23 protein-coding genes are annotated in these 22,481 nt (G+C 63.4%); 3 read left to right on the top strand and 20 right to left on the bottom strand.

Translation table 11 applies throughout. From position 1 onward, the window contains the following. Nucleotides 1-102: 102 nt before the first annotated feature. The 5 genes from P3C39_RS27040 to P3C39_RS27020 form a co-directional block, all read right to left on the bottom strand. On the bottom strand, nucleotides 103-2,244 hold the full coding sequence (locus tag P3C39_RS27040) for a sodium-translocating pyrophosphatase (RefSeq protein WP_275954696.1): 2,142 nt from the start codon (nucleotides 2,242-2,244) through the stop codon (nucleotides 103-105). Between the two features lie 239 nt (nucleotides 2,245-2,483). Then, nucleotides 2,484-3,233, bottom strand: coding sequence for an ABC transporter permease (locus tag P3C39_RS27035; protein ID WP_013532238.1), 750 nt, complete (start codon nucleotides 3,231-3,233; stop codon nucleotides 2,484-2,486). After that, entirely contained in the window at nucleotides 3,230-4,168 is a 939-nt protein-coding gene (locus P3C39_RS27030) for an ABC transporter ATP-binding protein (protein ID WP_013532239.1), read from the bottom strand. Before P3C39_RS27030 ends, P3C39_RS27035 begins: the two co-directional genes overlap by 4 nt. Then, complete coding sequence (locus P3C39_RS27025) at nucleotides 4,165-5,328, bottom strand: ABC transporter permease (protein WP_275954697.1); 1,164 nt, start codon at nucleotides 5,326-5,328, stop codon at nucleotides 4,165-4,167. The genes P3C39_RS27030 and P3C39_RS27025 overlap by 4 nt, the downstream gene beginning before the upstream one ends. 55 nt (nucleotides 5,329-5,383) lie before the next feature. After that, nucleotides 5,384-6,295 (bottom strand): ABC transporter substrate-binding protein, encoded by a 912-nt coding sequence (locus P3C39_RS27020; protein WP_013532241.1) that lies wholly within the window; start codon nucleotides 6,293-6,295, stop codon nucleotides 5,384-5,386. Between the two features lie 205 nt (nucleotides 6,296-6,500). Between P3C39_RS27020 and P3C39_RS27015 the strand changes: the two genes are divergently transcribed. Further along, complete coding sequence (locus tag P3C39_RS27015) at nucleotides 6,501-7,073, top strand: NADPH-dependent FMN reductase (RefSeq protein ID WP_275954698.1); 573 nt, start codon at nucleotides 6,501-6,503, stop codon at nucleotides 7,071-7,073. An 8-nt stretch (nucleotides 7,074-7,081) separates the two neighbouring features. On the opposite strand, the gene P3C39_RS27010 is transcribed toward P3C39_RS27015, so the two are convergent. From P3C39_RS27010 to P3C39_RS26940, 15 genes are all read right to left on the bottom strand, one after another. Beyond that, a complete protein-coding gene (locus tag P3C39_RS27010) occupies nucleotides 7,082-8,293 on the bottom strand; it encodes an MFS transporter (RefSeq protein ID WP_063167767.1) in 1,212 nt (403 codons plus the stop codon). Beyond that, complete coding sequence (gene nusB, locus P3C39_RS27005; protein WP_013532244.1) at nucleotides 8,290-8,790, bottom strand: transcription antitermination factor NusB; 501 nt, start codon at nucleotides 8,788-8,790, stop codon at nucleotides 8,290-8,292. Before nusB ends, P3C39_RS27010 begins: the two co-directional genes overlap by 4 nt. Next, complete coding sequence (ribH, locus tag P3C39_RS27000) at nucleotides 8,787-9,281, bottom strand: 6,7-dimethyl-8-ribityllumazine synthase (protein WP_013532245.1); 495 nt, start codon at nucleotides 9,279-9,281, stop codon at nucleotides 8,787-8,789. Before ribH ends, nusB begins: the two co-directional genes overlap by 4 nt. Nucleotides 9,282-9,362: 81 nt before the next feature. After that, on the bottom strand, nucleotides 9,363-9,638 hold the full coding sequence (locus P3C39_RS26995) for a type II toxin-antitoxin system RelE/ParE family toxin (protein ID WP_063171900.1): 276 nt from the start codon (nucleotides 9,636-9,638) through the stop codon (nucleotides 9,363-9,365). Further along, the gene (locus tag P3C39_RS26990) at nucleotides 9,638-9,898 is read right to left on the bottom strand and encodes a ribbon-helix-helix domain-containing protein (RefSeq protein WP_013532247.1); all 261 of its coding nucleotides are present in this window, start codon (nucleotides 9,896-9,898) and stop codon (nucleotides 9,638-9,640) included. Before P3C39_RS26990 ends, P3C39_RS26995 begins: the two co-directional genes overlap by 1 nt. Nucleotides 9,899-9,961: 63 nt before the next feature. Then, nucleotides 9,962-10,579, bottom strand: coding sequence for a riboflavin synthase (locus P3C39_RS26985; protein WP_064995446.1), 618 nt, complete (start codon nucleotides 10,577-10,579; stop codon nucleotides 9,962-9,964). Between the two features lie 12 nt (nucleotides 10,580-10,591). Beyond that, entirely contained in the window at nucleotides 10,592-11,707 is a 1,116-nt protein-coding gene (ribD, locus tag P3C39_RS26980; RefSeq protein WP_275954699.1) for a bifunctional diaminohydroxyphosphoribosylaminopyrimidine deaminase/5-amino-6-(5-phosphoribosylamino)uracil reductase RibD, read from the bottom strand. A 2-nt stretch (nucleotides 11,708-11,709) separates the two neighbouring features. Next, nucleotides 11,710-12,189 carry a transcriptional regulator NrdR gene (gene nrdR, locus P3C39_RS26975; protein ID WP_013532250.1) on the bottom strand — a complete coding sequence of 160 codons (480 nt, stop codon included), beginning with the start codon at nucleotides 12,187-12,189 and terminating at the stop codon, nucleotides 11,710-11,712. 157 nt (nucleotides 12,190-12,346) lie between these two features. After that, nucleotides 12,347-13,009 carry a hypothetical protein gene (locus P3C39_RS26970; protein WP_064995447.1) on the bottom strand — a complete coding sequence of 221 codons (663 nt, stop codon included), beginning with the start codon at nucleotides 13,007-13,009 and terminating at the stop codon, nucleotides 12,347-12,349. A gap of 76 nt (nucleotides 13,010-13,085) precedes the next feature. Next, nucleotides 13,086-14,399 (bottom strand): serine hydroxymethyltransferase, encoded by a 1,314-nt coding sequence (glyA, locus tag P3C39_RS26965; protein WP_013532252.1) that lies wholly within the window; start codon nucleotides 14,397-14,399, stop codon nucleotides 13,086-13,088. 173 nt (nucleotides 14,400-14,572) lie between these two features. Next, nucleotides 14,573-16,219, bottom strand: coding sequence for a Na+/H+ antiporter (locus P3C39_RS26960; RefSeq protein ID WP_275954700.1), 1,647 nt, complete (start codon nucleotides 16,217-16,219; stop codon nucleotides 14,573-14,575). 142 nt (nucleotides 16,220-16,361) lie between these two features. Further along, nucleotides 16,362-17,615 (bottom strand): L,D-transpeptidase family protein, encoded by a 1,254-nt coding sequence (locus tag P3C39_RS26955; RefSeq protein WP_127366821.1) that lies wholly within the window; start codon nucleotides 17,613-17,615, stop codon nucleotides 16,362-16,364. A gap of 421 nt (nucleotides 17,616-18,036) precedes the next feature. Beyond that, on the bottom strand, nucleotides 18,037-18,552 hold the full coding sequence (locus tag P3C39_RS26950; RefSeq protein ID WP_008875359.1) for a winged helix DNA-binding protein: 516 nt from the start codon (nucleotides 18,550-18,552) through the stop codon (nucleotides 18,037-18,039). Between the two features lie 238 nt (nucleotides 18,553-18,790). Continuing rightward, nucleotides 18,791-19,213 (bottom strand): DUF6163 family protein, encoded by a 423-nt coding sequence (locus P3C39_RS26945; RefSeq protein WP_013532255.1) that lies wholly within the window; start codon nucleotides 19,211-19,213, stop codon nucleotides 18,791-18,793. Continuing rightward, nucleotides 19,210-20,253 carry an enoyl-CoA hydratase/isomerase family protein gene (locus tag P3C39_RS26940; RefSeq protein WP_013532256.1) on the bottom strand — a complete coding sequence of 348 codons (1,044 nt, stop codon included), beginning with the start codon at nucleotides 20,251-20,253 and terminating at the stop codon, nucleotides 19,210-19,212. The genes P3C39_RS26945 and P3C39_RS26940 overlap by 4 nt, the downstream gene beginning before the upstream one ends. A 194-nt stretch (nucleotides 20,254-20,447) precedes the next feature. Between P3C39_RS26940 and P3C39_RS26935 the strand changes: the two genes are divergently transcribed. Together P3C39_RS26935 and hemB are read left to right on the top strand one after the other, a co-directional pair. Continuing rightward, entirely contained in the window at nucleotides 20,448-21,275 is an 828-nt protein-coding gene (locus tag P3C39_RS26935; protein ID WP_275954701.1) for a DUF2066 domain-containing protein, read from the top strand. A gap of 88 nt (nucleotides 21,276-21,363) precedes the next feature. Beyond that, nucleotides 21,364-22,395, top strand: a complete 1,032-nt coding sequence (gene hemB / locus P3C39_RS26930) for a porphobilinogen synthase (RefSeq protein ID WP_013532258.1) — start codon at nucleotides 21,364-21,366, stop codon at nucleotides 22,393-22,395. Nucleotides 22,396-22,481: the final 86 nt, after the last annotated feature.

Raw genomic sequence — 22,481 nt, 5'->3', positions numbered from 1 at the left:
TACCGCATGCAAGAGATCGGCTTGTTGACGCGTCGACATGGCTTTGCTCAACAAAAAACCCGCGGGATCGCTCCCGCGGGTTGTTTCGGGCTGAAGCCTAGATCAGCCGTGCGCGAGCACGGCCAGCAGCAGGAGCGCGACGATGTTGGTGATCTTGATCGCCGGGTTGACGGCGGGGCCAGCGGTGTCCTTGTAGGGATCGCCGACCGTGTCACCGGTCACCGAAGCCTTGTGCGCCTCGGAACCCTTGAGATGCTTGACGCCGTCCTTGTCGACAAAGCCGTCTTCGAAGGACTTCTTGGCGTTGTCCCAGGCGCCGCCGCCAGAGGTCATCGAGATAGCGACGAACAGGCCGTTGACGATGACGCCGAGCAGCGAGGCACCCAGCGCTGCAAAGGCAGACGCCTTCGAGCCCGAGATGAGCAGCACGCCGAAATAGACGACGAGCGGCGCCAGCACCGGCAGCAGCGACGGGATGATCATTTCCCTGATTGCCGCCTTGGTCAGAAGGTCGACCGCGCGGGCGTAGTTCGGCTTCGAGGTGCCGGCCATGATGCCCGGATCCTCGCGGAACTGCTTGCGCACCTCCTCGACGATGGCGCCCGCCGCACGGCCGACGGCCGTCATGGCGATGCCGCCGAACAGATACGGGATCAGCCCGCCGAAGATCAGGCCGGCGACGACGTATGGGTTGGAGAGATCGAAGGAGATCTCGCCCATGCCCTGGAAGTAGGGATATCTGTCGCCATTGGCGGCGAAGAACTTCAGGTCGTTCGAGTACGCGGCAAACAGCACCAATGCGCCGAGACCAGCGGAGCCGATGGCGTAGCCCTTGGTCACCGCCTTGGTGGTGTTGCCGACCGCGTCGAGCGCGTCGGTGGAGTGGCGCACTTCCTTGGGCAGGCCGGCCATTTCGGCGATGCCGCCGGCATTGTCGGTGACCGGGCCGAAGGCATCGAGCGCAACGATCATGCCGGCAAGGCCGAGCATCGTCGTGACCGCGATCGCCGTACCGAAGAGGCCGGCAAGCTGATAGGTCGAGATGATGCCGCCGACGATGACGATCGCCGGCAGCGCCGTCGATTCCAGCGAGACCGCGAGGCCCTGGATGACGTTGGTGCCGTGACCGGTGACCGACGCCTGGGCGATGGAATTGACCGGGCGCTTGTTGGTGCCGGTGTAGTATTCGGTGATGACCACGATGAGACCGGTCACCACGAGGCCGATCAGGCCGCAGATGAACAGGTTCTTGCCGGTGATGACCATGCCGGCGACAGTGCCGACCTCACCCCAGCCGAGCGTCACCTGGGTGGCGACGCCGAGGCCGACGATGGACAGCAGGCCAGTGACGATCAGGCCCTTGTAGAGTGCGCCCATGATCGAGCCGTTGGAACCGAGCTTGACGAAGAAGGTGCCGACGATCGAGGTCAGGATGCAGGCGCCGCAGATGGCGAGTGGATAAAGCATGGCCGCACCCAACACGGCGGTGCCGCCAAAGAAGATGGCAGCCAGAACCATGGTGGCGACGACAGTCACCGCATAGGTTTCGAACAGGTCGGCGGCCATGCCGGCGCAGTCGCCGACATTGTCGCCGACATTGTCGGCGATCGTGGCCGGGTTGCGCGGATCGTCTTCGGGAATACCGGCTTCGACCTTGCCGACGAGATCGCCGCCGACGTCGGCGCCTTTGGTGAAGATGCCGCCGCCGAGACGAGCGAAGATCGAGATCAGCGATGCGCCGAAGCCGAGCGAGACCAGCGAGTCGATGACGATGCGGTCATTGGGCTGGAGGCCCATGAAGTGGGTCAGGATGAGGTAGTAGATCGACACGCCGAGCAAGGCGAGGCCAGCAACCAGCATGCCGGTGATGGCGCCCGATTTGAACGCGATGTCGAGGCCGGCAGCGAGACTGTTCGATGCGGCCTGCGCCGTGCGAACGTTGGCGCGAACGGAGACATGCATGCCGATGAAGCCGGCGGCGCCTGAAAGCACCGCTCCGATCAGGAAGCCGATCGCGGCGGTGATGGACAGCAACCACCAGGCGAGCACGAGGACGACGACGCCAACGATGGCGATGGTGGTGTACTGACGCGCCAGATAGGCTTGTGCGCCCTCGCGGATAGCCGCGGAGATTTCCTGCATGCGTGCATTGCCCTGATCGGCCGCAAGGACCGAACGTGTCGCCCAGATGGCGTAAAGGATTGAAAGCAGGCCGCAGGCGATGACGGCGGAAATAATTGTCATTGCCGGATTTTCCTCGATTGATGGCCCAAAAGAACCCCTCCCTGGGCCGTTGAGACAAAGACCGGATTCCGAGCACGGAATCCGCCTCTTCGCAGCGGTGTATGCGAAACAGGGCTGCGAACGTCAAGATATTGTTCGGTTTTTGCCCGGCTTTCGCCCAAATGGTTGGGACCAGGCGGCGGCTGCCGTCAGCACCCGGGGATTAGATCGATTGAAATTAGCCCTGACGCAGGACGCGGCTACTCTGCCTCCCGGCCCATCCGGCGCGCCGTGTAGCGCTCTATGGCCGACAGGCCGTCATAGATCAGCACGGCAAGGGCTGCCACGATCAGGCCGCCCTGCAGGATGAAGGCGAGATTGTTGGACAACAACCCGGCGATGATCACTTCGCCCAGCGTTTTGGCTGCCACGGTCGAACCGATGGTCGCCGTGGCAAGGCTGATCACCACCGACAGCCTGATGCCGCCGAGAATGATCGGGGCGCTGAGCGGCAGTTCGACCTTGGTGAGCCTTTGCCAACCGGTCATGCCGGCGCCGCGCGCCGCCTCGACGACATTGGCAGGTAGCGTCGTCAGGCCGGTCAGCGCGTTCTCGAAGATCGGCAGCAGGCCGTAGAGAAACAGCGCGATCAGTGTCGGCTTCTCGCCGAAGCCGACGGCCGGCACAGCGAGTGCCAGCACCGCCACGGGCGGAAAGGTCTGGCCGATGTTGACCAGGCTGCGCGACAGCGGCAGGAATTCGGCGCCGGCCGGCCTGGTGACCAGGATGGCAAGCGCCACCGCAACGATGGTTGCTGCCACGGTGGCGATCAGAACCGTGCGCAAATGCAGCAATGTCAGCGTCAGCAGGCTGCCCTGGTTGTAGATCACCGGCGCATTGTTTTCGGTCAGCGGCTTCAGCAGCGGCACGAACCAGCCGGGATTGGTGACGAAGGCAACGAGCAGCATCACCAGGGCAAGTCTGAGCAACGATGGAAGCCAGGCCTTCATGCCGGCCTCGCCGCGCGCTTCACCAGCCCGTCGACGGTGACGCGGCCAAGCGGCTTGCCATCGGCGCCTTTGACCGGCAGCGCCGGCCGGCCCGTCCACAACAATTCGGCCAGCGCGTCACGCTGGCTGGCGTCGCCGGGGATCGCCTCGCCTTCGGCGGAGCCCTTCTCCACGGCATCGCGGACCCGACCGAGCGACAGCAACCGGAACGGCCTTTCGCTGGCGCCGACCAGGGTCTCGACGAAGGCGCTTGCCGGCTTTGCCAGGATCTCGGCGGGCTTGGCGTATTGCACCAGCTTGCCGGCATCCATGACCGCGATCTTGTCGCCCATATGCACGGCCTCTTCCATGTCGTGGGTGACCAGGATGATGGTGGTGCCGAAGCGCTTCTGGATCGCCAGCAGATCTTCCTGCGCCTTGTTGCGGATGATCGGGTCGAGGGCGCCGAACGGTTCGTCCATCAACAGCACGTTGGGCTCGGCGGCGAGCGCGCGGGCAACGCCGACGCGCTGTTGCTGGCCGCCGGACAGTTCGTGCGGGTAGCGCGGCCCGAAGGCTTCGGGGTCAAGCTGATAGAGCGTCATCAGTTCGTCGACCCGGGCCTTGATGCGGTCCTTGTCCCAACCGAGCAGCACCGGCACGGTGGCAATGTTCTGCGCCACCGTACGATGCGGGAACAGGCCGTGACCCTGGATGGCGTAGCCGATGCTGCGGCGCAGCTCATAACCGGGCAGCGAACGATTGTCGGCGCCGTCGAGCTTGATGATGCCCGAGGTCGGTTCGACCAGCCGGTTGATCATGCGCAGCAACGTCGTCTTGCCGGAACCGGACGTGCCGACAATGACGGCTATGGTGCGCGGCTCGATGACCATCGACACGTCATCGACCACGGTCGTCGCGTCATAGCGCTTGGTAATGCCTTCGATCTCGATCATGCCGTTTCAACCCTGCGCCTGGTGGCGGTCATTTCGATCACCGCATCGAGGATGATGGCGGCGGCAAAGGCGAGCGCGACCGTTGGCACCGCGCCGAGCAGCACAAGGTCCATCGCCGTCTGGCCCACACCCTGGAAGACGAATACGCCGAAACCGCCGCCGCCGATCAGCGCGGCAATGGTGGCGAGGCCGATGTTCTGCACCAAGACGATGCGGATGCCGGTCAGGATCACTGGAAAGGCCAGTGGAAACTCGACGCCGAACAGGCGTTGGCGTTCGGTCATGCCCATGCCGCGTGCCGCGTCGTTGGCGGCGCGCGGCACGCCAGCGAGACCGACCACGGTGTTGGCCACCACCGGCAGCAGGGAATAAAGGAACAGCGCGACGAAGGCGGGGGCTGTGCCGATGCCGCGAATGCCGAGCGCGGCAGCCCCCGGCACATGCGTGGCCACCCAGCCGAGCGGCGCGATCAGCAGGCCGAACAGCGCGATCGAGGGAATGGTCTGGATGATGTTGAGCACGTTGAGAACGCCGGCGCGCAGATTCTCGACGCGATGGCAGAGAATACCGACCGGCAGGCCGACGACCACTGCCGCAAGCAGCGACCCTAGCGCCAGCGTCACATGCTTGGAGCCCTCCGCCCAGAAACTGTCGGCGCGGTTGAAATATTCCTTCAGGATCGACAGATTGTCCCAGCTTCCCGAAATCAACAGCAGCCCGATCGCCAAAGCCGAGACCGCAAGCACGCCAACTCGTGCCAATGGCGACAGGTTCAGCCGTGTCAGCACATCGGCAAGCAAAAGCGTGAAGGCAAAGATCAGAATCCAGAAACCGGAGGCTGGCGAAACTCTCGCAAAGGTGTTGCCCTCCGGCGTGAGGAATGTTCCGGCGACGCCGATCAGCAGCGCGAGCGCGGCAAGCGCCACCACGCTGGCGGCAAGGCGCAGCGCAAGCAGTGTCTTGAACAGCGCGATGAGTGCTGCGGCGACGACGATGACGAGCAGCAGCGTCCCGGTGGTTGCCGGCAGCGCCTCGAGAATCGAGCGCGCCTGGCCGGGGACGATGCGGTTGGCACGGAACGTGGCAAAGGGCGCGGCAAAAGCCGCGTAGGCTGATATAGCGGCGATGACCACGCCGAGCTTGTCGAAGCGGATGTTCACGCCCTCCCCCGTCAGTCGATCCGGCGCGCCACGAAAGCGGCGCGCCGGAATCGTCCTACTTCAGGAAGCCGTTCTTCTTCAAAAAGTCCTCGGCGACGCCCTTGACCGGCTCGCCGCCGACCTGCACGCGACCATTCAGCTCCTGCAGCGTGACGAGGTCGAGCTTGGCGAAGACCGGCTTCAGCAGCGTCTCGATCTCGGGATGTTGCTTCAGCACCGCTTCGCGGATGATCGGCGCCGGCTGGTAGACCGGCTGCACGCCCTTGTCGTCGTCGAGCACGACGAGCCCGGACGGTGCGATGCCGCCATCGGTGCCGTAGACCATGGCCGCATTGGCGCCGTTGGTCTGGTTGGCGGCCGCGGCGATGGTTGCCGCGGTGTCGCCGCCTGAGAGAGTGATCAGTTGGTCCGGCTTCAGCGTGAAGCCATAGGTGGTCTGGAAGGCCGGCAGTGCAGCCGCCGAATTGACGAACTCGGCGGAAGCCGCCAGCACCACCTGACCGCCGCCCGCGACATATTTGCCGAAGTCGGTGAGCGTGGCGAGCTTGTTGGTCTCGGCGACTTCCTTGCGCAGCGCGATCGCCCAGGTGTTGTTTGCGGGCGACGGCGACAGCCAGACGATCTTGTTGGCGTCGTAGTCGAGCTTCTTGGCCGTTTCATAGGCCTTGGCGGCATCCTTCCAGACCGGGTCGTCGGCCTTCTCGAAGAAGAAGGCGGCGTTGCCGGTGTATTCGGGATAGATGTCGATCTCGCCGGCGGTGATCGCCTTGCGCACCACCGGCGTGCCGCCGAGCTGGATGCGGTCCGATGTCTTGATGTTGTTGGCGTTGAGGACGAGCTGGATGATGTTGCCGAGCACGCCGCCCTCGGTGTCGATTTTCGAAGAGACAACCACCTGGGCATTGGCGGAAGCCACCGTGATGCCGAGCGCCAATGCCGCGCCGGCCAGAAACTTGACTGAAAACATTGTGAAAACCCCTAGCTATGAACCGAAACGCGATGACCGCATATGAGCATGGCTTCAACGGCCAGTCGGGGCACACGGTTTCATAACAAGGGGGATCAGCGCAATATTTTTGTTCGGAAGGCCGATTTTGAGGCGACGCTGGCGATCTGCTGCCATCTGGCGGATAATGCCATAGGGTGCGGGTGGCAAACACGGAGAGCGTGTCATGGCCTTACACAAAGTCGGCTACCTCATCGGAAGTCTTGCCCGGGAATCCATCAACCGCAAGCTCGCGAAGGCGCTCGTTCAACTGGCTCCTCCGGAACTTGAAATGACGGAAATCGCCTTCAGGGATCTGCCTCTTTACAGCTACGATTATGATGCGAATTTCCCGCCGGTCGCCCGGGATTTCAAAAAGGCGATCGCGTCCGTCCAAGCCGTCCTGTTCGTTACCCCGGAGTACAACCGCTCGATCCCTGGCGGATTAAAGAACGCGATCGACTGGGCGAGCCGCCCCTATGGAAAGAATTCATTCGCGCGCAAACCGTCCGCCGTCATCGGAACATCGCCGGGCGCCATCGCAACCGCTGTCGCCCAACAAAGCCTGCGCAGCGTTCTGAGCTTCTGCAACTCACCCCAGATGAATGCGCCGGAAGCCTATATCCAGTTCACGCCGGGACTGATAACGGACGACGGCGAAGTGACGGTCGAATCCACCGAGGACTTCCTGCGCAACTACATGGCTGAGTTCCATATGTTCATAGCGAGGGTGCTTCAGGTGTTGCCGCCGGACGCATAGGCTTGGCGTCAAGCCGGGCGCGCGCTCGTCACCTTCAGCGCGCCCAGCGCCACGAAGCACAGGACGGTGACCGGAAAGACTATCCAGTTCAGCATCTCCCAGCCCCAGGCGTTGTAGACCATGCCCGACATCAGTGAGGCGCAGGCGACGGAGCCGAACAGGACGAAGTCGTGGAAGCCTTGCACCTTGCCCTTTTCCGACGGCCGGTAGGTGGAGGCCACCATTGCGGTCGCGCCAATGAAGCCGAAGTTCCAACCAAGGCCCAGCAGGATCAGCGACGTCCAGAACTGCCACAGCGCCAGGCCCGACAGAGCGACAATGGCGCAGCCGATGAGCAGGATCAGGCCGGTGGTCACAATGCGTTCGGCGCCGAAGCGATGGATCAGCGAGCCGGTGAAGAAGCTTGGCGCAAACATCGCCATGACGTGCCAGGAGATGCCCAGCGTCGCGTCGGTCTCCGACAGTCCGCAGCCGACCATGGCCAGCGGTGCGCCCGTCATGACGAAGCTCATCAGCGCGTAGCTGCCGACCGCACAGAAAAGCGCGGCGACGAAACGCGGCTGCGTGACGATTTCAGCCAGTGGTCTGGCGTCGCTGTCGGCGATCTCCACCTTGCCGGATGCTTTCGCCGGCAGCCGCAGGAATGACAGGATGATGGCGCCGACGGCGGCCAGCGGCAGGATGGACACGAACGAACCGGCAAACATGACCGGCGCCAGCGATTCGCGGGTGAAGATGACAATCTGCGGCCCGAGGATAGCGGTGACGATGCCGCCGGCCAGCACGAAGGAGATGGCGCGCGCCTTGAATTCCGGCGGTGCGTTGTCAGCGGCGGCGAAGCGGAACTGCTGGACGAAGGCGCCGCCGACACCGATCGTGAGCAAGCCAAAGGCAAACAGCCAGAAGCTCCCTTGAAAAAGCGCAAGCGTAGCGATCAGGCCGCCAAGCGCCGTGACGATCGTTCCGGTCATGAAGCCGCCGCGCTGGCCCATTCTGCGGATGATGGCCGCTGCAGGCAGCGCGCCGAGCGCCACGCCGATGTTGAAGCCGGTGATCGGCGCTGTCGCCAATGATTTGTCGGGGCCAAGCAGATATTGCCCGGCCAGCGCCCCCACGGAGATGGCGATGGGGGCCGCCGAGCCGATGATCGCCTGCGATGCGGCCAGGATCAGCGCCGTGCGGCGCGCCTCGCTGCCTGCCTCGACGGCGATTGCCGTCATGATGCGTCCTTGCCGCGCCCCTCGCCACGCACCCGGCGTGACACACGGTCGAGCACGGCATTGACCAGCTTCGGCTCGTCTTCCTCGTAGAAGGCCTTGGCGATGTCGACATATTCGGAGACGATGACGGCGACCGGGACATCCTCGCGCTTCATCAGTTCGTAGACGCCGGCGCGCAGGATGGCGCGCAGCGTCGAATCGAGCCGCGACAGCGGCCAGTCCTCGGTCAGCGCCTGGCGGATGATCGGATCGATGGTCTTCTGGTTCTCGACGACACCCGCCAGGATAGCGCGAAACCATTGCGCATCGGCCTCGCGATAGAGCGCGCCGTCGACTTCCTTGCCAAGGCGAAACGCCTCGTACTCGGCGGTGATCTCGAAGACACCGCTGCCGGCGACATCCATCTGATAGAGCGCCTGCACGGCGGCCAGACGGGCAGCGCCGCGCTTGTTGGCGTGGCGCATCGCAGGCTGCCCGGGCGAAGCGGGTTCGCTCACGATCGCGCTCCCAATTGTTCCTTGAGGGCAATCATGGTCAGCGCCGCACGCGCGGCAAAGCCGCCCTTGTCGCCTTCCGAGCGCTTGGCGCGAGTCCAGGCCTGGGCGTCATTCTCGGTGGTGAGAATGCCGTTGCCGATGCAGACCGAGTCCTGCACGCTCAAATCCATGAGCGCGCGGCTGGATTCATTGGCGACAATGTCGAAATGGTAAGTGTCGCCGCGGACGACGGTGCCCAGCGCGACAAAGCCATCATAATGTGTGCCGCCTTCCGTCGCGCCGTCCAGTGCAAAGGTGATCACCGCGGGGATCTCCAGCGAACCTGGAACGGTGACGACGTCGTAAGTCGCGCCCGCTTCATCGAGCGCGCTTGTCGCGCCGTCGAGCAGCGCATCGGCAAGGTCGTCATGAAAGCGCGCTTCGACAATGAGCAGATGCGCCTTCGCCTTCGGACGAATGAAGGCTTTGCCGTGTTGGGATGTACCAGCCATAAAAGTCTCCGGGGAGTTGCCGGTGACTTAGGCCGAAGCCGGGTTCATCGCAAGCGGAAGATTGCTGGATGGACTCCTGTCCTATCGATCCTCTCGCGTATGCCACAGGCGCAACACAGAAATTGTCGTGTTCTGTATCTCGTAACGAATTTCGTAGCTGCCTACCAAAATGCGACGCACTTCTCGTGGTTCGAACTCTTCCAGTCTCTCACCGATGCGCGGATATTCGACCAACCGTGCCGGCGCGGCAGTAAGCGACTGCACGGCACGTGCGGCCGCCGGGCCATTTTCTAGCACGAGAAAATCATGTAGCCGGACCAAGTCGGACAAAGCCTTGTTGGTCCATTTCAACTCCATCAACGAGGCACCGGCAGTGGCTTGTCGGTACCAAGACTCTCAGCCCACGCCTGCACGGCCTGGTGATCGATGACCCGTCCTGCGTCGACATCGGCCATTGCTTCAAGCGTGAGCCGTCGGCGCTCCTCCTCCAAATCCACCCACGCGGAAAGAGCTTGTTTGACGATCCAGCCGCGTGGGCGCTCAAGGCGGGCAGCCAGTTGATCTACCTTTTCAGCCAGCGGCAGCGGAACGTGAGCGGTGATTACTTTTGTATCCATCAGAGCCTCACAATCAGATTTAATCATAGCGATTAAAACTGATTAAGTCGAGTGCAGCAGCACTTAAAGCCCCTCTTTCGTCGCCTCGACCAGCCGCGCCGCATAACGCGCCATGGTGTCGATCTCGAGATTAACGCGGTCGCCGACCTTGCGCTCACCCCAGGTGGTCACGGTCAGCGAATGGTGGATCAAAAGCACGTCGAAGCGCGTGCCTTCGACCTTGTTGACGGTGAGCGAGGTGCCGTCGAGCGCGACCGAGCCCTTGGGCGCGATGAACTTCGCCAGGTCGCGCGGCGCTTCCAGCGTGAAGCGCACGGCATCGCCCTCATCCTTGCGCTCGACGATTTCGGCCATGCCGTCGACATGGCCCGAAACGATGTGGCCGCCGAGTTCGTCACCGATCTTCAGCGCCCGCTCCAGGTTGACCTTGGTGCCGGATTTCCAGCCCGAGGCCGTGGTCAGCCGCAAGGCTTCCTCCCATGCTTCAACCTCGAACCAGCGTGCATTCGAGGCGCTGTCGGGCAAGGCCGTGACTGTCAGGCAGACGCCGCCGCAGGAGATCGAGGCGCCGATGGCGATGGTCTGCGGGTCATAGGCTGTGTCGATGCGCAGCCCCGCCCCTTCCCTGAGCGGCTTGACGGACGCGACAGTGCCGACATCGGTGACAATTCCGGTAAACATCGGTGTTGATCCCTAGAGGTCTCTTGTCCACTCGGCGTAGCTGTCTTCGCCGAAACGCATGTCGCGCAATTTGCGAAATCCTGCCGGGATATGGTCGGCGTCGATCGGCGATGCAATGCCGTCGTCGCCGATTGCATCCGGTCCCTGGAACAGCATGATGCGGTCGACCAGCCCGTCGGCCAGGAAAGCGCTCGCCACCCTGGCGCCGCCCTCGACCAGCACGCTGGCCATGCCGAGCGCGGCCAGATCCTCGAGTAGTTCCGGCAAGGCTACGCCGCCCTCGTGCGTCTCGGTGCCGATGAAGCGCACGCCGGCGCGTTCGAGTGCTGCCCGCCGCAGCGGATCGGCCTCCAGGCAGGCGGCGATATAGAGCGGTACCCGGTCGACGCCCGAAACCAGCTTCGAGGCCTCCGGCAACCTGAGCTGGCGGTCGAGCACGATGCGGGCAGGCGAACGGTTCTCAAGCCCCGGCAAACGCACCGTCAGGGCCGGATCATCCTCAAGGGCGGTGCCGATACCAACCAGTATGGCGTCCGCCTCAGCCCGCATCAGATACACTTCTCGGCGCGCGATATCGCCGGTGATCGACACCTGCCCGTCACCTTCCCTGCCGATCTTGCCGTCGCTGGAAAGCGCAAGCTTGAGAATCACTTCCGGGCGTTTTCTCAACGATCGAATCAAATAGCCGGCCATCTGCTCGGCGGCTTCCGCCGCCAGCACCTTCTCGACCACCTCGACACCGGCCGCGCGCAGGATCGCATAACCCTTGCCGGACACGCGCGAATCGGGATCGCTGGCGGCACCGACGACCCGCGCAACGCCGGCATTGACCAGCGCATTGGCGCAAGGCGGCGTGCGGCCGTGGTGGGCGCAAGGTTCCAGCGTGACGTAGGCGGTGGCGCCGCGCGCGAGGTCGCCGGCCTCGGCCAGGGCCTCGGTCTCGGCATGCGGACGGCCGCCGACAGCGGTGACGCCGGTGCCGACGATCATCGGACCATTGCCGTCATCGCGCACGATCAGCGTCCCGACAGACGGGTTGGTCGCGGTGCGCCCGGCATTTTTTCGCGACAGTCTGAGTGCCGCTGCCATGAAGCGGCGATCAAGGGCGGCCTGTTCGCTTGCAGTCATGCTCAGCTGGCTTCCTCTTCACCCTTGACTTCGTCGCCCTTGAGCTCGCCCAGCAATTCGTGGAAATCCTTGGCCTCGCGAAAATTGCGGTAGACCGAGGCGAAACGGACATAGGCGACATCGTCGAGCGACTTCAGCGCTTCCATGACCAGGCGGCCGACTTCTCCCGAAGCAACCTCTGTCTCGCCGGAACTTTCGAGCTGGCGCACGATGCCTGTCACCGCGCGGTCGATGCGTTCGGGATCGACATTGCGCTTGCGCACGGCGATCTCCACCGAGCGCAACAGCTTGTCGCGGTCGAAGGGCACTTTGCGGCCCGATTTCTTGACCACGACGAGGTCGCGCAACTGCACGCGTTCGAAGGTGGTGAAACGGCCGCCGCAATCGGGGCAGACGCGCCGCCTGCGGATCGCCGCGCCATCCTCGGCGGGGCGCGAATCCTTCACCTGCGTATCTTCCGACTGGCAATAGGGACAGCGCATGGAGAAGCCTTTGGTTGGCGAATCTGGTGAAGCGAAAGGCTTAGAGGTTTTTGCAGCGATGGCAAAGTGTCGCCAACAGCTCCCTCGCCCTTCAGAGATAGCGAGGCGCAAGCAGGATTGCCAGCCTCGCCAGCAGCCGCACATCGTACCGATGTCTTCAGGGAGCAACGTCGGCGGTCGGAAACCCGCACGATGCGCCGAGACTACGATAGGCCTTGGTGAAGCCGTCCATGGATATGCTTCCAACCGGCGCATCGCCGAAGGAGACGTCAAGCACCGATGCCCGGCGCATGGCGCGCAGGAGCGCCAGGCTGGTCTTGGACTGGTTGTCGACGGTCCAACTGAGCCGGCCGTTGACGGCGCCATCGGAATGGAGCTTGGCAGTGACGCGGCCCTTGTCGTCGCCGAAAGTGGCGGCAACCGACTTGCCGGCCGGCAAGGCCTTGTTGTCGACGGCGATCGTTACGGACGGGTAGGCATCCGGCGGCAGTGCATCACCGTTCGTGATGATGAGCGTCAGAACGCCGCTCTCGCCGCCAGCGCCGATAAAGGCGGTCGAGGCCGCGCAGGTCTTGCGCAGATCCTCACCGGTGTCGGCCTCGTCGACCAGGGTCGACCATCTGCCAAAGGTTTCGAGCTTGGGTGCCGTCTGGGCGGGCGCCGCGGGCTCGGGCTGAGGTGCGGGTTGCGCATGAGCGGGTTGCGCGGGCGCGGCTTGAGCAGGGGCGGTTTGCGCCAAGGCGTTGCCGGGGAGCCCGGCGATCAAAGCAGCCAGAGCGCCAACGGCGCCGAGGTCGGCGAAACGAAATGGTCGCATCATCAAGGCTCCTGTCGGTCGCCCCGGCCTGCTGAAACGACGCTTGTCGTTGCAGCAGGCGGTAAAACTTCCTATCGGGTCAGCCGAGATAGGGATAGAGCGGGAAGCGATCGGTCAGCGCCACGACCTTGGCCTTGACCGCTGCTTCGACGGCGGCATTGCCCTCGTCGGAATTGGCGACCTTGAGACCATCCAGCACTTCGGCGATCAGCTTGCCGATCTCCCGGAATTCGGCCTGGCCGAAGCCGCGCGTGGTGCCGGCCGGGGTGCCGAGACGCACGCCCGAGGTGACAAAAGGCTTTTCCGGGTCGAACGGAATACCGTTCTTGTTGCACGTGATGTTGGCGCGGCCCAGCGCCGCCTCGGCGCGCTTGCCGGTGGCGTTCTTCGGACGCAAATCGACCAGCATCAGATGGTTGTCTGTGCCGCCGGAGACGATGTCGAGACCGGTTTCCTTGAGGCTGGAGGCGAGCGCCTTGGCGTTGGCGGCAACGCTCTCGGCATAGACCTTGAAGCTTGGCTTCAGCGCTTCGCCGAAGGCAACCGCCTTGGCGGCGATGACATGCATAAGCGGGCCGCCCTGCAGGCCGGGGAACACCGCCGAATTCATCTTCTTGGCGATGTCCTCGTCATTGCACAGGATCATGCCGCCGCGCGGGCCGCGCAGCGACTTGTGCGTCGTGGTCGTCACGACGTGGGCATGCGGCAGCGGCGACGGATGCACGCCGCCGGCGACCAGCCCGGCGATGTGCGCCATGTCGACCATCAGATAGGCGCCGACCGCGTCGGCGATCTCGCGAAAACGCTTCCAGTCCCAGACGCGGGAATAGGCGGTGCCGCCGGCCAGGATCAGCTTCGGCTTGGTTTCATGCGCGGTCTTCTCGATGGCATCCATGTCGAGCAGATGGTCGTCCTGGCGCACGCCATAGGAGACGACCTTGAACCATTTACCGCTCATGTTGACCGGCGAACCGTGGGTCAGATGGCCGCCGGAATTGAGGTCGAGGCCCATGAACGTGTCGCCCGGCTGCAAGAGCGCCAGGAAGACGGCCTGGTTCATCTGGCTGCCGGAATTCGGCTGGACATTGGCGAAGTTGCAGCCGAACAGCTTCTTGGCGCGCTCGATGGCCAGTTCCTCGGCCACGTCGACAAACTGGCAGCCGCCGTAGTAGCGCTTGCCCGGATAGCCCTCGGCATATTTGTTGGTCATGATCGAGCCCTGCGCCTCAAGCACCGCGCGGGAAACAATGTTTTCCGAGGCGATCAGCTCGATCTCGTGGCGCTGGCGGCCGAGTTCGTTGCGGATGGCGCCGAAAATCTCCGGATCGGCGTCGGCCAGCGTGGTTTCGAAGAAGGATTCGAATTTGTTCGACACTGCCGCTGCTGTTGCCATAGCCTGAAATCCTCGGGGTTCGGGGGCAATTTTGTTTACGCATGTCGTTGCCCAAACCGCTGTACACTTTTGGGCAACCTGCACGCGGCGCCATTAACACAGTTGTTTTCGCCCCGCCACGTTTGCCACGCGAAATTTGCTGGCCGGATTGCGCCAGCCAGGCCCGCGCGTCGTTATTTCCTCGCCTTCCGGCCCCTCAGCAATGCCTCGGTGAGCGTGATCTCGGTAAACAGCGCCTGCGACGTATGGTCGTTGATCTCGCCGCTGCGAAACATGGCGCGCACGGCTTCGCGCTCGGCTTCGATGCCCGCAAATCTCAATTCGAGCTCCAGCCTTCCGGCTTCACGCGCCTCGGCGCGGGCCTCATCGGCTTCGTCCGAGGCGGCGATGCGGCGCCGGTAGCCGGCGACGATGCTATCGGCGGCGGCAAGCCTGGCGCCGGGCACCTCGCCTCCCTCATCATCTGCGGCTCCGGCGATGCTCTCGATGCGCGCGATTGCCGCCTTGGCGGCGCCGACACGCGCCAGCCGCTCCTCGGCGGCGCCGGCATCCTCACCCGGCTCGACCAGCCCCCTGGCGATCGTCGGCAGAGCGAGACTGGCGAAGACCAGCGAACAGATGATGACGCCGGCGGCCAGGAAAATGACCAGATCGCGTGCCGGGAACGGCGAGCCGTCCGGCATGGCGAGCGGCAGCGACAATATGCCGGCCAGCGTGATGGCGCCGCGCACGCCGGCCACCGAACCGGCGAGCCGCACGCGCAACCCGAACGGCTCCACCTTGCGCTTGCCCAGACGTGCGGCGATGCCGGCTGCGAGATCGCCGACCCATATCCACAGGAAGCGCAACGCGATCAGGCACAGCGTCAGCGCCACGACGGTCGCGATCGGCTGGATGATCGGGTGCAGGCTCATGAGTTCCGGCGGCACATGGCGGATGATGTCGGGAAGCTGCAGGCCGAGCACGATGAAGAGAGCACCGTTGAAAACGAAGGAAAGCGTCGTCCACAGCGACATCGTCTGCATGCGGGCCGAGACGCCGAGGAAGCGAAACACGCCGGAGCCGCCGGTGAGCAGGCCGGCGGTAACAGCCGCCAGAATACCGGACGCTCCGACATGCTCGGCGCCGAGATAGGCGATGAAGGGCAGCAGAACCATCACCAGCACCTGCGCTTCGGCCGGCATGCCGCCGATCCGGTTGAGCAATTGCAGCAGCTTGGCGGCAACGAACAGCGCCGCGACGCCGATCAGGATGCCGATCGCCACGGCATAGAGAAAACTGAACGAAGCCGCGGCAAGGGAAAAGCTGCCGGTCAGCACTGCTGCGACGGCGAAGCGGAACATGACGAGGCCTGAAGCGTCGTTGAGCAGCGACTCGCCTTCGAGAATGTGCATCAGCCGCGCCGGGACAACATTCCTGTCGACGATCGAGGACACAGCCACCGCGTCGGTCGGCGACAGCACCGCGGCAAGCGCAAAAGCGACCACCAGAGGGATGCTCGGCACTAGCCAATGCAAGGCGTAGCCGAAGCCGACGATGGTGAAGAAGACCAGCCCTATGGCCAGATCCAGGATCGGTCCGCGCAGCGCCATCAGTTCACGCTTCGGTGCGCCATAGGCATCGCCGAACAGCAGCGGCGGAATGAACACCAGCAGGAACAGTTCCGGATTGATCTCGACATGGATGCCGCGCACCGGCCAGGCGAGCGCGGCACCGATCGCAATCTGCAGCACCGGCAACGGCACCCGCACCAGGCGAACCAGCGCGCCGGAAAGCGCCACGAAGACGAGCACGACCAGAATGAAGACAGCGACTTCCATGGTCCGGTTCCAGGCTTTCCCGCCGACCATGCGCAAAGCCGGCCGATCCGTCCAGCCGCCCTCCCGTGAAAAACGCCGCGGCACCCAATCAATGAAAAAAGGCCGCCCTGAGAGGCGGCCTTTTTAAATAGAAATCAAATACTTAAAGCGCGGACGTGATCTGCAGCTCGTTGTTGCCATCAAGCGCGTAGACGTCGTCGCGGAACTGCACCACGCCCGGACCGGTCGACCAGGCCGAGAGATAGAGGAAGTGGACCGGCACCGGATTGGTGACCTGGATCGGCGTGTTTTCACCGGTCTTGATCGCCGCCTCGAAATGCTGGCGGTCCCAGCCGGGCGTGTCGCGCAGGATCCAGGTGACGAGGTCGCGCACATTCTGCACGCGCACGCAGCCCGAGGAATCGAAACGCAACATCTTGCCGAACAGGCTCTGCTGCGGCGTGTCGTGCATGTAGACGCCGTCAGGGCTCGGGAAATTGATCTTCACCGAAGCCATGGCGTTTTCCGAGCCGGGATCCTGGCGGAACCGGTACTTGGCGGCGTCGTCGGTCGACCAGTCGACATTCATCGGATCGACTTCGCTGCCATCGGGCGCGAACAGGCGGATGTGGCTGTTCTTGAGATAATCGGGATTTTTCCGCATCAGCGGAATGATGTCCTTGCGCACGATCGAGACCGGCGCGTTCCAGTATGGATTGACAATGATCTCGGTGATCTTGGAATTGACGATCGGCGTCTGGCGATCGATCTTGCCGACGATCGCGGTGTGGCGAAGCACGACGCGGTCGTTCTCGACCGCTTCGACCTGGGCTGCCGGAATGTCGACCAGCACGTAGCGGCTGCCCAGCGTGCCGGCTTTCTCGCGCAGCCGCTGAAGATTGGTCTGCAACTGGCCAAGCCGGATCTGCGCCGAAACGTTCATCGCCGCATAGGTGTATTTGCCCATCGAGCCATCAGCCGGCAGGCCGTGACGCAGTTGGAAGCGCTTGACTGCCGAGTCGACATAGGAATCGAAAGCCGTCGAAATGCCGGCGCTCTGCGACAGGTCGCCCGCGACCATCAGGCGCTTGCGCAATGGCACCACATCGGGATCATCGACGCCGAGCTGCAGTTTCTTGGTCGCGGGAACCTCGACCCAGCCACCCTGCCCGACAATGTTCTGGTATTGCCCGACCGCCTGTTCCGTGAAAGCAACGGTCTGCGGGCTGAAGATCGGCAGCGTCGAGGCCACCTTGCCACCCTCGCTGGCGCGGGCGTCGAACTGGTCGTCCCAATTGCCGCGCGCCGAGGATTTCAGGATATCACCGATCACATCCTGCGCATTGGCGCCGCCGGCGACCACCGCGGCTGCGAGCGCGGAGGCTCCGGACAGGAAAAAACGACGGCTGGTTTTCATGGACGTTCCAGACATTGGTAGCAGTTCGATCACTTGCTGCGTTGATCACCGGGCGATCTCGCCCGCACTGTAAAATTGGCAATCTTAACAATTAGCCAACCATGGTCCGTATCAGCTTGGTGTGACAACGCACAGGCGCGATACGGGCTGCGGGTGAACGCATGGCCTTCACCACAGCATCACTGCCATTCTCGGTTCCATTGGAATATGGCGGCAACGTGGCCTTGCGGCCAAATCCGACCGGCCAGCATTCCGAAAAGAACGGACCGTGCTTTTTGGGTATCGATCGGTGATCGGCCGCCCAGTATAACGACCAGCCAAATCAAAGAAAGGCCGATGCCTCTCGGCACCGGCCCTGACTGAAGGTCGATATTTCGGCCGCGCTTCTGTGGCGCGGGCCGGATCCGATGCGGCGGATGTCTTACATCCGGTAGGCGATGGTGTCGTTCCAGAAGCGGTCGAGCCGCTGCAAAGCGCGGTTCATCTGCTTGAACTCATCGGTGTTGATGCCGCCGACCTGTTCGATCGAGCCGACATGACGCTCGTAGAGGCCGGCGACGACCTCGGCCACCTCATTGCCCTTCGGCGTCAGCGAGACACGGACCGAACGGCGGTCGATGCGCGAGCGCTGATGGTTGATGAAGCCGAGATCGACCAGCTTCTTCAGATTGTAGGAGACGTTCGAGCCGAGATAGTAGCCACGCGAGCGCAGCTCGCCGGCGGTCAGTTCGGAATTGCCGATGTTGAACAGCAGCAGTGCCTGGATGGCATTGATGTCGGAACGGCCGTTGCGGTCGAATTCGTCTTTGATCACATCAAGCAGGCGGCGGTGCAGCCGTTCAACAAGCTGCAGCGATTCCATGTACAGGGAACGGATAGCCTCACGGCGATCGTCGGATACGTTGGCGGTCTTCGCCGCCGGACGCGAATTGATCATTGTCTTTGCCTCTCGTTTGTCGCCCTGGTGATTTTTTGTTTTTCACCTTGATCGCGACACTATCGAATACTCATAAAATTCGACTTAAACGCTAGGGCTAACAAGAGCTTACCGGTAAGGGGTTTCGGAAGAGGCTTAACGAACGGTCACCCGAGCAAGGATAATTAACCTAAAGATTTCGGCAACGATTGCAGGGCTCATTCGAGGCGACAGCCGGGCCGCCAATGGGTTCAACGGCTTAGTGGCGGACCGGGCGCTTCTGCAGGTAGATGACGACGCGAAAGACGATATAGAGCACCGCCACCGCCGCATGCGAGACGACAATCAGCAAGCGGTGGCCGAACAACTCGGGAAAGCCGGCGTACATGACCGTCTCGGTCACCGCGCAAATGAACCATATCACCGGGCCCCAGGACGCCAGCATCCACAGGCCGGCAGCGGCAAAGGGAAAGAACACGGCGAGCACCACCGCCGCGACCTGCCAGTGCACGGGCATCAGGTCGAAACGCCACAGTGTGCCCGGATAAAAGCCGATCAGCTTGATCCAGTAGAGAATGCCGAACAGCAGGCAGTAGCCCGATATGACGCGCTGGAACCAGGCGAAGATCACCTCCACCCCGGAGGGCTGCAGAACGATGCGCCTTGAGGTCACCTCGCTCATATCAGGAGTTCCCGTTCGCCGAGCGGAGCGAAATAGGCATCGACATCCGCTTCGCTGACCGCAGCGAGGCTTGCCGGCCGCCATTGCGGCTTCGAGCCCTTGTCGATGATGGCAGCGCGGATGCCTTCGTAGAAATCATGGCCGGCGAGCATCCGGTTGAGGATGCGGAACTCCATCTTCATGCAGGCTTCCATGGACAGCGTCAGTCCGGCGCTGATCTGCCGCCAGGCGACGCGCAGGCTGGTCGGCGAGCGGGTGCGGATCGTCGCCAGCGTCTTTGCCGCGAACTCATCGGCGGCGGCCGCACGCTCGAGGCTGTCGATGACGCGGTTCAGGGACGGTTGCGAAAAATGACGGACAATCGCCTCCAGCGTCGGCCTGTCGGTTTCTCGCCTTGCCTGCACGAAGAAGCCGCGCAGCACCGATTCCGGATCGCCGGTCAACGCCAGCCGGTCGAGGAAGCCAGCCTGGTCCTCGGCCTTGATGGTATGGGTGGCCAGCCCAGACCACAGCGCATCGCCATATCGAATGCGATTGCCGGTCAGCGCCAGATACATGCCGAAGGAGCCGCCGAGATCGGGCAGCAGGTGGCTGGCGCCAACATCCGGAAAGAAGCCGATGCCGACTTCCGGCATGGCAAACTGGGCATTCTCGGTCATCACCCGGTGCGAGCCGTGGAAGGAGATGCCGACGCCGCCACCCATGACGATACCGTCGATCAGGGCGACATAGGGCTTCTTGTAGCTGTTGATGCGGGCGTTGAGCCGGTATTCGTCGGCGAAGAACTCGACCGGCGGTTTTCCCGCCCGGCCTGTCTCATAGACATGCAGGATATCGCCGCCGGCCGAAAAGGCCCTGCCCTCTGCCTTGACGACGATGACGTCGATGCCCTGGTCGGCCTCCCAGGCGGAAAGAGCGGCGTCGAGCGCCCCGATCATGCGGTGCGTCAAGGCATTGAGCGCCTGCGGCCGCGTCAAGGTGACGACGCCGGCCCGGCCCAGATGTTCGAAGCGGATCTCGTCGCCTCCGCCAAAATCCATCGTGAAAGAATCCCTCTCCCGGCCGCCGGGACTGAAGTGCTAAAGCGTGGCGCATGGGTGCGTCAATGGCGAGGACACCGGTGCAAGCTCTGGCCCGGACCAGGAGCCAGTGCTAAAAATGGAGCTGCAATACGGAAAACTGGGTAGAGTTTATTGCAGCGTACCTGGTGGGTCTTCGAACGGGACGATTGTTTATGACTCGATTTTCGCACCTTGCGCCGGTGGCAATCGGGCTGAGCCTCTGCTTGGCTGTTCACCCGGTCATGGCGGGGACTTTGCAAGACCTCTACAGCTCGCAGACCATCGTCAACGGCAAGTACGAGAAGAACCGCCAGTCCGGCTTCAAGCGCTGCCTCGACGCGGTTCTGGTGCGGGTTTCCGGCGATCAGCGCCTGCCGGCGAAACCTGAAATGACGGCATTGCGCGACAAAGCCGGCACCTTCGTCGCCAGTTTCCACTATCGCGACCGCATGGAAGGCATTCCCAACCATGACGACCAGGGCACGTACGATCGGCCTCATAATCTCTACTGCCAGTACAAGCCTGCTGACATCGACCCGGTGCTGGCTTCGCTCGGCAGCAGGCCGTGGCTGACCGAGCGGCCACGGCTGGCGGTGTTTTTGGCGACCGAGCGCGGAACAACGCATTACGCGCTCGATGCCGAGGACGACCGTGGCATGCTGATGCGCGAATCGTTCGGCAATGCCGCCGTACCGCTGGCCATGCAGGTGACTTTTCCCACGGTGGCGCAGCTGTCGCAGGCCGGATTGGACGATCAGGCGCTTCGCAATGCCGAGATGACGAAGCTCGACACCCTTGCGGAGAAAGCCGGCGCCGACCAGGCGCTTTACGGCAGTCTCGTCTGGAGCGACAAGGAACTGGGCTGGATCGCCGACTGGCGGCTGGCCATGGCCGGCAAGACCTACGTCTGGCAGGTGCGCGGTGTCGGCTTCGACGAGGCTTTCCGTGTCGCCATCAGGGGCGCGGCACAGATTCTGTCAGGCAATGGGCAACCCGAATAGGCCTCGACCCGGTCGCTGGCACAATCGTGCCGCATTGGTCAGCGGCGGGAGCTCGTGGTAAAAGCCTGCCCGAACGAGAGTACTGGCGATGAACAAATTCACCCCCGCAAAGCCCGCCGGCGCGCGCGGCGTCGACGAGATCACCGGCAGCCGCCGTCTGCGCCGTATGCGCAAGGCCGACTGGTCGCGCCGTCTGGTGCAGGAGAACCGGCTCACGGTCGACGATTTGATCTGGCCGATCTTCGTCGTCGAGGGCAAGGGTATCCGCGAGCCTATCGCCGCCATGCCCGGCGTCTTCCGCCTGTCGATCGATCTCGCCGTCAAGGAGGCAGAGCGCGCGGCAAAACTCGGCATTCCCGCCCTCGCCACCTTCCCCAATGTGGACATCTCGCTGCGCGACCAGACCGGCTCGCACATCCTCGATCCCGACAATGTGATCAACCGCGCCACCCGTGCGATCAAGGATGCGGTACCGCAGATCGGCATCATCACCGACGCAGCGCTCGACCCATTCACCAGCCACGGCCATGACGGCATCCTGCGCGACGGCATCATCGTCAACGACGAGACAGTGGAACAGGTGACCGCCGCCGCAGTCATCCAGGCGGCCGCCGGCGCCGACATCATCGCACCGTCCGACATGATGGACGGCCGCATCGGCGCCATCCGCGACGCGCTCGATGCCAATGGTTTTCAGGACGTGGCGATCATGTCCTATGCGACCAAATTCGCCTCGGCCTTCTACGGACCCTATCGCGAGGCGGTGGGCACCGCCGGTCTGCTCAAGGGCGACAAGAAGACCTATTACATCGACCATGCCAATTCGGACGAGGCGGTGAGAGAGGCCGAACAGGACATCGCCGAGGGCGCCGACATGCTGATGGTCAAGCCCGGCCTGCCCTATCTCGACATCATCCGGCGGCTGAAGGACGAGTTCCAGATGCCGACCTTCGCCTACCAGGTGTCGGGCGAATATTCGATGATCAAGGCGGCAGGCGCCAATGGCTGGATCGACGGCGAGAAGGCAATGCTGGAATCGCTGCTCGCCTTCAAGCGCGCCGGCTGCGACGGCATCCTGACCTATTTCGCACCCGAAGTGGCGGAGATGCTGAAGGGGTAATTTCTCTTCGCGACGACGGCCGGTCGCGGCGAGCAATGTCGGCCAATCCGCTTCGACATCCATACCAATTTCCGGCTCTTGGCCGG

Source organism: Mesorhizobium sp. XAP4, from assembly GCF_029269325.1.
In the GTDB taxonomy this organism is placed as follows: domain Bacteria; phylum Pseudomonadota; class Alphaproteobacteria; order Rhizobiales; family Rhizobiaceae; genus Mesorhizobium; species Mesorhizobium ciceri.
The sequence above is the reverse complement of the archived record's forward strand: the minus strand, read 5'-3'. Positions and strand labels throughout refer to the sequence as shown.

Coding starts and splice junctions, on each gene's coding strand:
- P3C39_RS27040 (WP_275954696.1), bottom strand. CDS start 2,244: ATGACAATTATTTCCGCCGTCATCGCCTGCGGCCTGCTTTCAATCCTT.
- P3C39_RS27035 (WP_013532238.1), bottom strand. CDS start 3,233: ATGAAGGCCTGGCTTCCATCGTTGCTCAGACTTGCCCTGGTGATGCTG.
- P3C39_RS27030 (WP_013532239.1), bottom strand. CDS start 4,168: ATGATCGAGATCGAAGGCATTACCAAGCGCTATGACGCGACGACCGTG.
- P3C39_RS27020 (WP_013532241.1), bottom strand. CDS start 6,295: ATGTTTTCAGTCAAGTTTCTGGCCGGCGCGGCATTGGCGCTCGGCATC.
- P3C39_RS27015 (WP_275954698.1), top strand. CDS start 6,501: ATGGCCTTACACAAAGTCGGCTACCTCATCGGAAGTCTTGCCCGGGAA.
- P3C39_RS27010 (WP_063167767.1), bottom strand. CDS start 8,293: ATGACGGCAATCGCCGTCGAGGCAGGCAGCGAGGCGCGCCGCACGGCG.
- ribH (WP_013532245.1), bottom strand. CDS start 9,281: ATGGCTGGTACATCCCAACACGGCAAAGCCTTCATTCGTCCGAAGGCG.
- P3C39_RS26995 (WP_063171900.1), bottom strand. CDS start 9,638: ATGGAGTTGAAATGGACCAACAAGGCTTTGTCCGACTTGGTCCGGCTA.
- P3C39_RS26990 (WP_013532247.1), bottom strand. CDS start 9,898: ATGGATACAAAAGTAATCACCGCTCACGTTCCGCTGCCGCTGGCTGAA.
- P3C39_RS26985 (WP_064995446.1), bottom strand. CDS start 10,579: ATGTTTACCGGAATTGTCACCGATGTCGGCACTGTCGCGTCCGTCAAG.
- ribD (WP_275954699.1), bottom strand. CDS start 11,707: ATGACTGCAAGCGAACAGGCCGCCCTTGATCGCCGCTTCATGGCAGCG.
- nrdR (WP_013532250.1), bottom strand. CDS start 12,189: ATGCGCTGTCCCTATTGCCAGTCGGAAGATACGCAGGTGAAGGATTCG.
- P3C39_RS26970 (WP_064995447.1), bottom strand. CDS start 13,009: ATGATGCGACCATTTCGTTTCGCCGACCTCGGCGCCGTTGGCGCTCTG.
- glyA (WP_013532252.1), bottom strand. CDS start 14,399: ATGGCAACAGCAGCGGCAGTGTCGAACAAATTCGAATCCTTCTTCGAA.
- P3C39_RS26960 (WP_275954700.1), bottom strand. CDS start 16,219: ATGGAAGTCGCTGTCTTCATTCTGGTCGTGCTCGTCTTCGTGGCGCTT.
- P3C39_RS26955 (WP_127366821.1), bottom strand. CDS start 17,615: ATGAAAACCAGCCGTCGTTTTTTCCTGTCCGGAGCCTCCGCGCTCGCA.
- P3C39_RS26950 (WP_008875359.1), bottom strand. CDS start 18,552: ATGATCAATTCGCGTCCGGCGGCGAAGACCGCCAACGTATCCGACGAT.
- P3C39_RS26945 (WP_013532255.1), bottom strand. CDS start 19,213: ATGAGCGAGGTGACCTCAAGGCGCATCGTTCTGCAGCCCTCCGGGGTG.
- P3C39_RS26940 (WP_013532256.1), bottom strand. CDS start 20,253: ATGGATTTTGGCGGAGGCGACGAGATCCGCTTCGAACATCTGGGCCGG.
- P3C39_RS26935 (WP_275954701.1), top strand. CDS start 20,448: ATGACTCGATTTTCGCACCTTGCGCCGGTGGCAATCGGGCTGAGCCTC.
- hemB (WP_013532258.1), top strand. CDS start 21,364: ATGAACAAATTCACCCCCGCAAAGCCCGCCGGCGCGCGCGGCGTCGAC.